Source organism: Companilactobacillus baiquanensis (assembly GCF_003946605.1).
Lineage (GTDB): Bacteria > Bacillota > Bacilli > Lactobacillales > Lactobacillaceae > Companilactobacillus > Companilactobacillus baiquanensis.
In genome coordinates this window covers 171,270-183,925 of sequence record NZ_RHOQ01000002.1, presented here as the reverse complement: position 1 = coordinate 183,925, position 12,656 = coordinate 171,270, and the positions used below count along the sequence as shown (strand labels likewise).

Here is a 12,656-nt window from a genome sequence, read left to right as displayed (position 1 = left end):
TATTGAAACGTGTGTCACAAGGTAAAGACCTAGCTATGAAGGACGAACAATTGAAAATGCTCAATTATTCGTCCCTCCAGGATGACCTTATGTTACACTCTCATAATTTTTTTGCAGGTTGGTTTTATTTCTTTGCAGGTTGGTGATGTTCAATGGCATATCCACGACGGCCACCTGGTTTTGGTGTCATATCACCCATCATAATTCCAAATCCACCTTCAACGGTTAATTCGCCACCATTTGTATAATCAGAACGATCACTTGATAGATACATAACAGCATTGGCAATATCATCGATTGTTCCAATTCTACGACTAGCTGTTAGACGTTTACGGCCTTTTTCAACTTCTGGATCACTGTAGAATCCAGCTGATAATGGTGTCTTAACGAAACATGGAAGGATACAGTTACTACGTACTCCATATTGGCCCCATTCAGCGGCAATTTGGCGTGACAACATGTTGACTGCTGCTTTAGTTGTACTGTATCCAGCACTATATGTTTCTGGGAAACGTGAAGCGATTGTTGAAATGTGTAGCAATGTTCCGTGTTTTTGTTCGATCATTACTCGACCAAACCTTTGTGACATCAAGAAGTAACCTGTTACGTTAACATTTAGTGAAGTCTTCCACTCGTCTAAACGAAGATCTTCTAATGGAGAAAATCTTAGAATGGCAGCTGTATTAAGCACGACATCGACTTTTCCAAACGTATCAACAACTTTTTTAACAGCTGCATCAACTTCATCTTCATTAGTAGTGTCACATTTAACTGCTAATGTTGGTACGTTGTACTCTTCATGAAGTTTCTTAGCGTAATCATTAACTTTGTCTTCCAATAAATCTACCATTACAACTGTTGCGCCTTGTTTTGCATACTCTTCACAGAACTTAGTACCCATACCACCAACAGCACCTGTTACAACACAAACTTTTCCGTCTAATCCTAACCAACTATCACTCATAATAATTCCTCCTACTTTTTAACTATGCATTAACTTCTTCTTTTAAAATTTCTGGCCATGCTTCTTCAAGAACTTTAACTGTTCCTTTATATGTATAATCTGCTGTATAATCGATTCCCTTTGCTAGATAGTTGTCTGAAATTACTTCAACACCGATAACTTTAGGATCTACTCCAGCATCTTTGATCATTTTGACAAATCCGGCTGTGTCCATTTCTCCCATTCCTGGTGCTAGACGATCATGCATTGATTCGTCACGGAGAATTGATTCTGCATATGGACGTGTATAAGCGTCGTCAATTTGAATTGAGATAACTTTTTTGGCTTGTTCCTTTGTTAATAGATCATATGGTTGACCTGCTCTTACCCAGTGCCACATGTCAAGAAGCATCATAACGTTGTCACAATTTGCTTTTTCCATGATCTTCCATGTCTTATCCAAGTTTGGTAAACCACTATATGGCATTGGCTCTAAAGCAATGATCCATTTGCCAGCACGACTTGCTAATTCTTGTAATTTCTTAGCTGAATAATCAACTGAATATGATTCCATAAGTCCTGTATTGATATGTTTTACTCCAAAGAGTTCACACATGTGGAAACACATTTGTTCCTTATATTTTTGTTCGTATGATCTAGGTTCCTCACACCATTGAACGATATATTCAACTTCGGTACATTTGATTCCATATTTATCAAGGATTGCTAGGATATCATCATCTGAAAGTCCTTCGTTAACTGCATCAACGTATGTTTCAGCACGAAGTCCAATTCCATCGTAGCCTGCTTCACTAGCTGCCTTTACACGATCTTCAAAACTGCATTTGTCGCCTAATGTCCAAGAACTGATTGTAATAGGATGTGATTTTGTCATGATTGATTTCTCCAAATTGATTTATATTCGATTGTTAGTTCCTTCACGTGAAAAACTTTACAAGTACAATTTAGTCTCTGTCACGTGTTAAGTCCAATTGCTATATTTCAATTAATCTATAACCAAAAGTTATCAATTAATTTGCTTTTAAAAAATGATATTTATGACATCTAAAGAATAAGAACAACATTACTGCAACGCCAGCAACGGTTACAAAAGCATCAATCGCAAAAACATATATCATGCTTTGAGCCGTATTGTCGATAATAAAGGTCGAAATAAACGGTCCAACGAAATAGGTTAATGCTGCAGCAAAACTATAATATCCGGTAACTTTTCCTTTTTGATCCGGGAAATATTGTGAAATTATTGTTAATCCAACTTGCCAGATACCTCCAGCAGCGAAAAATCCAATTACGATACTAGTAATTCTTACTAACAAATAACTTGGGAAGGTTATCATCAAGACTAAGAATGTACCCGCTATGGCGGCATAAAGCATCATAACGTGGTATGGTTGAGCCTTTCTGATAACTATCGAAGTTATAAATACTGAAATTAATGATGATAGTGCATACCATGAAACTAATTCTTTGGATGCGGCTTCTGAAAGATTTAAAACGGTACTTCCAAAATGTGGAATATATTGTGAGTACATATAAAATGTAAATGAAATCGTAAAACCGATAATGATCAATCCTACTCCGTCAATACTCATCTTTGGCAGATGCCCATTAGTGGCCTCTTTTTCTTCAGCTACCTCTTCTTTTATCTCTTCTTTTTCTTCCTTCGCTATCTCTGTTGCTTCAACTGGATCTAAATCTTCTTTATTAAATTTGATCATAAAGATGGCAACGACATCTAAGAATAAAAGAACTGACATGATTGGTAAAACTATGGAAACACTTGAAACGGCGGCTACTAGAAATGGTAATAAGGTTTGAGATAACGACATGCACGCTTTAACAAGTGAATTCATACTTGCGGCTTTGGTGGGAAATGCTTCAGTCAAAGCCGGATATGCCCCAGAGTCATCAAATGAATTAGCGGCACCTAAGAAAAGAGTAAAGAAACAAGCCATATAAACATTGCGGCTAAGGATCAATCCCATTAAGAAAATAATATTAGAAATTAACCCGATGACCATCGTATTTCGACGACCGAATTTGTCTGACATCCATCCGGCAAAGATAACAGTCACCAAGTGTCCGATACCCACCATGGAAATAACTGTTGAGATCCCTTTTACATCTGTATTCCACAATCTCATAAACTGCTGACTGTATTGAGAGACGATCAGAATTGAAGAACCCCAAACGAAATAATTAAAGTAAATAGTTGCGGCTATTAAACTAGGACGATATTTTTTTGTATTCATAGTTTTCACAACTCTTATCCTTGTTCTAAAATTTCTTTAGAGTCTCAATTCATATCCCCACTCAAATTTCAAAACAATAATTTATTCAACGGCTGCTTCAGTTTTTGCGACAGTCTTTTTTTGACCACTCTTAACGATTAATGCTAAACAAACTCCAATAATTGTGATAATGACATTTAATAAAATAATCATTCTCGGAGCACTACCACCGGTACTCTTAGTGATAAACGCTGCTAGAGAAAGCATTGCGTAGTTGGCAATACTAGAACTGATCATACATAAAGATGTAGCCAAACCTTTATCTCTTGGGAAAAATTCGATCGTTGTCGATGTGGCTAATTGAAGAACACCACCGGCAGCAGCATAACCAATAAAGAAACTAGCAATATAAAGCATTGTTGGTGTTTGAATAAAGTAACTTAGTAATAACGTAATAATTGAAATAGTTGGATATAAAACAAGAACTGTTGATTCTTTAAGTCCCCAGCGAATCAATTGTGCTGTTAATAACACCGCTATGGCGGCACCTGCAGCATAGAATGATTGCAAAGCACTAGGATTTTTAACGCCATAACTCTTACCTAGCTCTTGATTACAGTTCAACCAGAGCATAAAGGTCGTTGAACTTGTAAAACCGATTAAAATAGCTGCAATTGAAGCTGGTGTGAAATGAATCTTGTGTTTTTCTTTTTTAACTTCATCTTTATTTTCACCAGCAACAGCATTGGCAACTGGTAATGGCAAAGTTAATACTAAGAAAGCATCAACTAGCATTAAGAATCCACAAATAATGAAAATTGTCTTATATGACATATGTGCCATGGCAACCCAACCAATGAAGAATGGTAAGAGGAATTGTGCCACAACAACGGAGAATTTGGTAAAAATATTAGCAATCGAAGCTGATTTAGGAAACATTTCCATCAAACTTGGTGATACACATGTATCAAGAAATGAGTTAGCAATTCCGTTCAAAATACCAATTGCATAGGCAAACCAAAATGATGGTGAGAAAGCTATCCCAAAGAAGTAACATGCATATAAAAGTGTTCCGATCAAACCACTAACACGTCTTCCCAATTTATCAGACACTGGGCCAGCGAATGGATAGGCAATTAATCTACCAAGTCCAAAAGCAGCAACTACTGAAACAACCATACTTACATCAATTACTCCTGATGGTAGGTTAGTCGCACCCCAGGCGTTTGCAAACTGTTCTTTATACTGGCTTAAAATTGATGAAGCAATCACCAACATAAAGTAGGCAAAATACAAGGCTAAGGCTGTTGGTAAAAATCTTTTAGTATTATTTTTTACTTCTGCCATATTTCTTACTCCTTAACTTCATCCTTTAAAATTTCTGGCCATGCTTCTTCAAGAACTTGAACTGTTCCTTTGTATGTATAGTCAGCTGTATAATCAATGCCTTTTGATAGGTAATTATCTGAAATAACTTCAACACCAATAACTCTAGGATCAACTCCAGCGTTTTTGATCATTTTGACGAAGCCGGCTGTATCCATTTCACCCATTCCTGGTGCTAATCTGTCATGCATTGATTCATCACGAAGAATTGATTCTGCGTACGGACGTGTGTATGCGTCATCAATTTGAATTGAGATAACTTTCTTAGCTTGTTCTTTTGTCAAAAGATCATAAGGTTGTCCGGCTCTTACCCAGTGCCACATATCAAGCAACATCATAACGTTGTCACAATTTGCCTTTTGCATGATCTTCCAAGTTTTGTCTAGATTAGGAAGTCCACTGTATGGCATTGGTTCCAAAGCGATGGTCCATTTGCCGGCACGACTTGCCAATTCTTGTAATTTATTAGCTGAATAATCCACTGAATATGATTCCATCAAACCTGTATTAATATGTTCTACTCCGAATAGTTCACACATGTGGAAGCACATTTGTTCTTTATATTTTTGTTCGTATGATCTAGGTTCTTCACACCATTGAACGATATATTCAACTTCAGTACATTTAATACCGTATTTATCAAGGATTGCTAAGATATCATCATCTGAAAGTCCCTCATTAACTGCATCAACATATGTTTCTGCACGTAATCCGATACCGTCATAACCTGCTTCGCTAGCAGCCTTTACTCTGTCTTCAAAACTGCATTTATCTCCTAATGTCCAAGAGCTAATTGTAATTGGATGTGTTTTTGTCATGGTAGATTCCTCCGAATATATTTCTATTTGCATGTTCATTTCTTCACATGTATCTGTTTACAAATAACAATGTAATCGGTAACATGCCTCCCCGTCCAATTGCTTTTTTAGGTTGCATTTATAGCCAAAAGCTATTAATATTTATAGAATCATAATGATATCACGACATATAGCATCTTTTTGAAGGAGGAATTTGAATATGAATTTGGATCATCTTCGTTATTTTATTGAACTTTCACAAAGTGAAAACTATACACAAACGGCAAAGTCGTTACATATTACACAACCTAGTTTGACCAAAGCTATTCACTCATTGGAATCAGAAATCAATGTTCAATTGTTTGAAAAAAAGGGAAGAAACGTAACACTGACAACTGCTGGAAAAATATTTTCTAAGGGTGTTGGATCGGCTCTTTTGCAGCTAGATCGAAGTGTCTCAGAGATTGAAGAATTGAATAGTAAAAAAACTACCATCCAGATCGGAGCTTTAAGAACTTTGAGTATCGACTGGTTACCAAGTATGGTTCAAAGATTTCAAGAAGAAACCAACGACACTTCAATAAAATTTCAATTCAGTAGTGATACTGGTTTATCACCTGATATCTTAAATTCATTAAGGGAAAAGAAGTATGATGTCGCGTTTTGTTCTCGAATGGAGGAATATGGAGATATTGAATACTTTCCCATTGAAGAGCAAAATATGGTTTGTATAACACCGTTACAACATGATTTGGCAAATAGATCTAGCTTAGCTTTAAGAGAGACCCTGCCCTATCCTCAAGTAGTCTTCTCAAAACGCAGTGGTTTATATTCCGTAATCGAAAGAATGTTTGAAAACAGCGGTGGCCATCCAATTGGAGTCTATTCTGTCGAAGAAGATCAAGCTATGGCAGGACTAGTGGCACACGGTTTTGGTATCGCTATAACGCCTGATATGGAATTATTACATACTATGCCACTAAAAGTCATCCCCATATCTTATCCAAAATGGAAACGTGTCTTTTACATGGCAACTTTGAAACGTAGATTTGAACAACCAGAAGTCGAAGAATTCGTAAATTTTGTCCGCAAAGAAAGTAAAAAGAATTTAACTGTACAGGAATAAAAAAAAGAGACTGTGGAAAATCCACAGTCTCTTTAAAACTTAAACTATTAATACCAAGCTGGTTTATCGCCATCAGTATTAGGTTTATTAACACCAAGTGACTCTCTAACATGCTTATCTGGTGCTTGGGTAATATCAACTACTAATTGAGCAATTGATTTTCTTGAAACTTCAGTACCCTTAAATGTTTCACCTTTTTGAGTAAGTTCAAAATCAACTTCGTCTTTATTTGTTAACCAAGCTGGACGAATAATTGTGTAATCAAGATCTGAATCCTCAATAACCTTAGCGGCAGCGGCATAAGTTGTGATGTAGTTTCCTAATGTTTCATTATTCCACTCGCCAAACTTACCTGGAACTTCGTCATAAATACCTAATGTCGAGATCCAAATCAGACGTTTCTTACCGGCAGCGTGCATTGCTTCAACAACTGCTTTAGCTTGATCTTCAATGTTTCCACCAGCCAAATTAGCATAAACTACATCAACATCTTTCATCGAATCTTCTAGTGTCTTAACATCAGTAACATCGCCACCGACAATTTCTACTAGATCATTCTTAATGTCACGCAGACGTTCTGGTCTTCTAAGGAATAATCTCAAACTATTACCTGTTGAATCCAAGAAAATTTGTTCTGCCAAACGCGCGATCTTACCATTTGCTCCTAAAACCAATACTCTAGCCATAATATTCCTCCTATATTTCTATCCATACTTAATATAGTTGAGGTTAGCGTTTATTACAAAAAATGTTTCTCGCAAAATTATCAATAGACATAAAATTGACAATAATTTATTTATTTTTTAATACATATAATTATTTGTGCATGCTACTTAACAATATCCTTTAAAACGTTGTCAATCATTTCTGTATAGGCAATTGGGCCTTTATATTGCCAACTGGAATCATCGCCATACTGGAATAATTTATCATTTTTTACAGCTGAAATATTTTGCCAAATAGGATCTTTAAACATCGAGGCATCTTTATCACTATTAACTAGGAAAATATAATCCGCATCCAATTTAGCTAGTTTTTCTAGTGATACGGCTGACCAATCTGCGGTAGCTTTTTTAGAAACTTGTTTAACAAGATCTGGCTCTTTTAGTTTTAAATCTCCATATAATAGTAACCCACTGGCCGATTTATCACTAACAATAAAGGCAGAGTTATTAGTTACCCAAAGTACAGCCACCGACTTATTAGGTGCTGCTTCCTCTAATTCTGAACGTGCTGATTTAACTTTTTTATCATACTTAGTTAAAACTTTTTTGGCTTTATCAGTTTTATTAACTGCCTTAGCTACATCTAAAAATTGTGCGCGCCAACTTACGTTATTCCCGTTTTTCACAACGTAGGTTGGTGCTATTTTTTTATATTGATTGTATTTACCATTAGCAACAGCACTATTTGTTCCCATCAAGATCAAGTCAGGTTTTGCTTTAGTAACGGCCTCATATGGCAAAGAATAATCGATCAAAGGAACTTTTTTTAGATCCTTTTGTAAATATTTTTGAGTACTGGAGCCATTTTTAACTGACCATTGCACAACTGGCTTCACTCCAACTGCTACTAAATAGTCTTCCAAATAACTTCCGACAACACGTTTTGGTTCTGTTGGTACTGAAACCTTATGATCCATCGAATCGGTCAAAGTTCTAGTGGCATCCTTTGATCCGCTATTTGAACATGCTGTTAGAAATACCGTAAATAACAAAGCAATGTAGACAAATACTCTCACAATTTTATTTTTCTTCAATTTCCTTCCCCCATATCTACAAGTTACCTAGATTATCTGTGAAATGGTTATCAAATGTCAATGAAATGCGTTAAAATATATTACATTATTATGTGTTAGATATTCCATCTATATGTAGAAATATTCAGTAAAGAAGGGAATAAATTATGAATGTCATTGAGACAAAAAATGTTTGTGTTAGTTATGATAAAAAATTAACAATTCATGACTTATCTATTCAAATTCCAAAGGGACAAATCACGACTCTCATTGGTCCAAACGGTTGTGGTAAATCAACGTTGATCAGAACAATTGCTCATTTACTTAAACCTAGCGACGGAGCAGTTTTTTTAGATAGTCAAAATATTGATAAAAAGAAAATCAGTGACATTGCTAAAGAGATGGCTGTTCTTCCACAAACCAATAATCTTGCCAATGACCTAACGGTTCAAGAACTGGTAACTTTTGGCCGTATTCCCTATCGAAAGAGATTTTCTACTTTATCTAAAGAAGATCATGAAAAAATTGACTGGGCATTGGAAAAAGCTTCTTTAAAAGATTTAAGAAATCGTCGCATCAGTACCCTATCTGGTGGTCAAAGACAACGTGCTTGGATCGCCATGGCAATTGCCCAAGATACGGATACGATCATCCTTGATGAACCGACTACTTATCTTGATTTAACACATCAACTAGACGTAATGCTTCTTATTAAAGAGTTAAACGAAAAAGAACATCGTACGATCATCATGGCTTTACATGATTTAAATCACGCGGCCAGATTTTCTGATCAACTTATCGCTATTAAAAAAGGAGTATTACAAGTTAGTGGACCTGTACAAGAGGTGATCACCAAAAATAATCTTCGCAATATTTTTGACATTGATGCCAAAATAATTGAAGACAAGTCTAAGCCTATGATCCTTACTTATAATCGCTGGCGAGGTGGTCAAGTTTGAATCAACGACTAAAATTCTCAATCAATATAATTGTAGGTTTAGGATTATTAATTCTACTAACAATGCTAAGTATTCGTTTTGGTGCCAATCAAAACAATAATTCAACTGTTTTTAACGCTATCTTCAATTATCAAGCAGGCGATATTGATCAAAGGATAATTCGTGATATTAGAATACCTCGAGTTTTAGGTGCTATTTTAATCGGCGCTGCTCTTGCTGGTAGTGGGGCCTTGATGCAGAGCGTTACAAAAAATCCTATGGCTGATTCAGGTATTTTGGGAATCAATTCAGGTGCTGCCTTGATGCTGACGTTAAGTTTTGTCTTTTTCCCGCATCTTTCTACCCAAGGGACAACTGTTTTTTCAGTTTTCGGTGCAGCTTTCACTTCTATCCTAGTTTTTATGATCAGCTCATTAAAAAAATCACAAATGAGTCCAACTATTTTGGTTCTATCTGGTATGGCAATCAGTGCTTTTTTTACTGCTATTAGTGAAGGGTTAGCGCTAGTGATGCACCTAAAACAAGATTTAGCCTTTTGGCATTTTGGTGGAGTTTCAGCAGTCAGCTGGTCTCAATTAAAAAATCTCGGACCTTGGATCCTTGTTGGATTAGTTGTTTTGATATTTCTCGCTCCCAATTTAAACTTGCTTCATCTAAGTGATGATTCTATTAAAAGTTTAGGTAAAAATATTAATTTAATCAGAATTTTAGCATTGATATGTGTTGTCATCCTATCTGGGATCTCGGTTTCTTTAGTCGGTGCTGTTGCCTTTGTCGGTTTGATCATCCCTCATATTGCCAAGTTTCTAATTGGAACTGATTATCGTCAAATCATACCTTTAACTTTAATTTTGGGTGCTGATTTGACGGTTTGTGCCGATTTAATTGCCCGAACGATCAACCCTCCAAACGAAACTCCTTTTGGATTGATCATCTCTCTTATTGGAGTGCCATTCTTCATCTACCTGGCAAGAAAGGATGGTAATAGCTAATGAAAAAGAAATTCAAACTAACTTCTTGGTTATTGATTTTGGTCATATTAATGATTATTTTGGCAATCATCAACCTTAATACTGGTGATATGAAAATCACTCCTCCAGAAATTTTGAATTTAATATTTGGTAGCGGAACTTACTCGCAATCAATTGTTATTTTTGATTTCAGAATGCCTAGGATCGTAATAACTTTACTAGTTGGCTTCTCTTTAGCGCTTGCCGGTAGTGTAATTCAAACAACTACACAAAATCCTATGGCCGACACTAGTTTTCTAGGGATAAACTCTGGTGCAGGAATTGCTGTCATGCTCTTTATCGCCTTAGTTAAAAATCAAGATGCCAACATTTATTTGTTGCCGATCTTAGCATTGCTCGGTGCTCTAATTAGTACGGCGCTTGTCTTTATTTTCTCCTATAAACGATCAAGCGGAATAACTCCTAACAGACTATTACTGACCGGAGTTGCTTTATCAGGATGTTTTTCATCGATCATGGTTTTATTGACATTAAAACTATCTCCAGATAATTATCAATTTGTTATGAACTGGTTAACCGGTAGTATCTGGGGCACTAGTTGGGAATATATTATTATCGCCTTGCCTTGGTTAATTATTTGTACTGTTTTTATTTTTAGTAAAATGACTATCCTTGATGCCTTTAATCTTGGTGATGATGCCGCTCAATCTCTTGGAATTTCTTTAAAAAGAGAACGGGTGCTCCTAATTAGTCTGGCAGTAATTTTAGCTGGTGTTAGTGTTTCTATCAGTGGTGGGATCGGTTTTATCGGTTTAATAACACCTAATTTGGCTAGAAGGATCATTGGCTACAAACATAGCCGACAATTAGTCTTATCTGGGATTCTAGGAAGTTTTATGTTGTTAGCAGCAGACACGATTGGACAATTGATCAGTTCTTCTTCAGAAATACCAGTTGGTATAATCGTAGCTTTAATTGGTGCACCATATTTTATTTATATTCTTATAAAATCAAATTAAGGGTTGTTTTCAGAAAGTATGAAAGCAATTCTTATTTTTTTGGCGTTAGATTTGGTTTCTTATTTGGCAAGTTATTTGCTTATTGAAAATAGGAATTATAAAAACTGCAGCGATCTCATTCATATCAAGGAAATTGGTATACTTTCATTTTCATAAATCGAGTTTGTGAAATACTTATATATATGATAATTAAAATATTTAAAAAGTTTTCCCCTTTATATCAATGATTAAGGGCTATTTTTTATTTGAAAATCATTTATTTTGAATTTTCATATTGTGAAATTATTCAAACCTTGCTATATTGGAATCGTAATATGTAAGCGATTTCAAACTTTAAGGAGGCACTAAAATGAAAATTGGTATACCTAAGGAAATTAAGAATCAAGAAGAGCGTGTTGGCTCAACACCTTCTGGAGTAGCAAATTTAGTTCGTGCTGGACATGAAGTAATTGTTGAAACAGGTGCAGGTATTGGTTCAGGTTATCCTGATAGTGATTACAAGGCAATGGGAGCTTCTATAGGAAGTGCAACAGATGCTTGGAACTGCGATATGGTTATCAAAGTAAAAGAACCGCTTAAATCTGAATATAAATATTTTAGAGAAGATCTAATTATTTATACATACCTACATTTGGCAGCTGATAAGGAATTAACAGATGCTCTTATGCAGGCAAAGACAACTGGTATTGGATATGAAACAATGGTTGGTCCTCGTGGCGGATTACCACTACTTGTACCGATGAGTGAAATTGCCGGTAGAATGTCTGTACAAGTTGGTGCTCACTTCTTAGAAGAACCACATCAAGGAAAAGGACTCTTACTCGGTGGTGTTCCTGGAGTTAGACGTGGTAACGTTACAGTTATTGGTGCTGGTACTGTTGGTTTCAATGCTGCCAAAATTGCAATTGGATTTGGAGCTAATGTAACTATCCTAGATATCAATGCACAACGTTTAGCTGAAATAGAGAATATCTTTGACGGAAAGATTCAAACCTTAATGTCAAATGCACATAATATCGCTGAATGCGTTAAAAATTCTGATCTTGTTATTGGTGCGGTATTAATTCCTGGTGCAGCTGCTCCTACACTTGTAACAGAAGAAATGATCAAGAGTATGGAACCTGGTTCTGTTATCGTTGATATTCCGATCGATCAAGGTGGGATCTTTGAAACTAGTACACATGCAACAACACATGATGATCCAGTTTATATCAAAGACGGAGTTGTTCATTATACTGTTGCTAATATTCCTGGTGCTGTTCCAAAGACAGCTACGGAAGCTCTCTCAAGTGCAACTATCCCTTATGCTCTACAAATTGCTAATAAAGGACTCGCACGTGCCTCCGAAAATAATACTATCTTCACCGGGATAAATACTTTTGCCGGTAATCTAACGGAAAAAGCAGTAGCTGAAAGTTTAAACATGCCTTACAAGAAATACTCAGCTGATGCTAACCTTGTCTAA

General features: G+C 36.0%; 12 protein-coding genes. 5 read left to right on the top strand and 7 right to left on the bottom strand.

Annotated elements, in window-relative coordinates:
- Positions 1-124 precede the first annotated feature (124 nt).
- The 5 genes from EKM77_RS04590 to EKM77_RS04570 form a co-directional block, all read right to left on the bottom strand.
- Positions 125-964, bottom strand: coding sequence for an SDR family NAD(P)-dependent oxidoreductase (locus EKM77_RS04590; RefSeq protein WP_125592878.1), 840 nt, complete (start codon positions 962-964; stop codon positions 125-127).
- A gap of 22 nt (positions 965-986) precedes the next feature.
- The gene (locus EKM77_RS04585) at positions 987-1,838 is read right to left on the bottom strand and encodes a sugar phosphate isomerase/epimerase family protein (RefSeq protein ID WP_125592877.1); all 852 of its coding nucleotides are present in this window, start codon (positions 1,836-1,838) and stop codon (positions 987-989) included.
- Between the two features lie 136 nt (positions 1,839-1,974).
- Positions 1,975-3,216, bottom strand: a complete 1,242-nt coding sequence (locus EKM77_RS04580; RefSeq protein ID WP_125592876.1) for an MFS transporter — start codon at positions 3,214-3,216, stop codon at positions 1,975-1,977.
- An 81-nt stretch (positions 3,217-3,297) separates the two neighbouring features.
- Positions 3,298-4,542: an MFS transporter gene (locus EKM77_RS04575; RefSeq protein WP_125592875.1), complete on the bottom strand. Its 1,245-nt coding sequence runs from the start codon at positions 4,540-4,542 to the stop codon at positions 3,298-3,300.
- Positions 4,543-4,547: 5 nt separating this feature from the next.
- Positions 4,548-5,399 carry a sugar phosphate isomerase/epimerase family protein gene (locus tag EKM77_RS04570; protein WP_125592874.1) on the bottom strand — a complete coding sequence of 284 codons (852 nt, stop codon included), beginning with the start codon at positions 5,397-5,399 and terminating at the stop codon, positions 4,548-4,550.
- 199 nt (positions 5,400-5,598) lie between these two features.
- On the opposite strand from EKM77_RS04570, the gene EKM77_RS04565 reads away from it, so the two are divergent.
- Positions 5,599-6,504 (top strand): LysR substrate-binding domain-containing protein, encoded by a 906-nt coding sequence (locus EKM77_RS04565; protein WP_125592873.1) that lies wholly within the window; start codon positions 5,599-5,601, stop codon positions 6,502-6,504.
- A 47-nt stretch (positions 6,505-6,551) separates the two neighbouring features.
- On the opposite strand, the gene EKM77_RS04560 is transcribed toward EKM77_RS04565, so the two are convergent.
- Both EKM77_RS04560 and EKM77_RS04555 read right to left on the bottom strand, forming a co-directional pair.
- Complete coding sequence (locus EKM77_RS04560) at positions 6,552-7,190, bottom strand: SDR family oxidoreductase (RefSeq protein WP_125592872.1); 639 nt, start codon at positions 7,188-7,190, stop codon at positions 6,552-6,554.
- Positions 7,191-7,333: 143 nt separating this feature from the next.
- A complete protein-coding gene (locus EKM77_RS04555; RefSeq protein ID WP_125592871.1) occupies positions 7,334-8,263 on the bottom strand; it encodes an ABC transporter substrate-binding protein in 930 nt (309 codons plus the stop codon).
- 146 nt (positions 8,264-8,409) lie between these two features.
- On the opposite strand from EKM77_RS04555, the gene EKM77_RS04550 reads away from it, so the two are divergent.
- The 4 genes from EKM77_RS04550 to ald all read left to right on the top strand — a co-directional run bounded on the left by EKM77_RS04550 (position 8,410) and on the right by ald (position 12,656).
- Complete coding sequence (locus tag EKM77_RS04550; RefSeq protein WP_125592870.1) at positions 8,410-9,201, top strand: ABC transporter ATP-binding protein; 792 nt, start codon at positions 8,410-8,412, stop codon at positions 9,199-9,201.
- Complete coding sequence (locus EKM77_RS04545) at positions 9,198-10,193, top strand: FecCD family ABC transporter permease (protein WP_225425186.1); 996 nt, start codon at positions 9,198-9,200, stop codon at positions 10,191-10,193. Before EKM77_RS04550 ends, EKM77_RS04545 begins: the two co-directional genes overlap by 4 nt.
- Positions 10,193-11,191, top strand: a complete 999-nt coding sequence (locus EKM77_RS04540) for a FecCD family ABC transporter permease (RefSeq protein ID WP_125592869.1) — start codon at positions 10,193-10,195, stop codon at positions 11,189-11,191. Before EKM77_RS04545 ends, EKM77_RS04540 begins: the two co-directional genes overlap by 1 nt.
- A 349-nt stretch (positions 11,192-11,540) precedes the next feature.
- Positions 11,541-12,656 (top strand): alanine dehydrogenase, encoded by a 1,116-nt coding sequence (gene ald, locus EKM77_RS04535; protein WP_125592868.1) that lies wholly within the window; start codon positions 11,541-11,543, stop codon positions 12,654-12,656.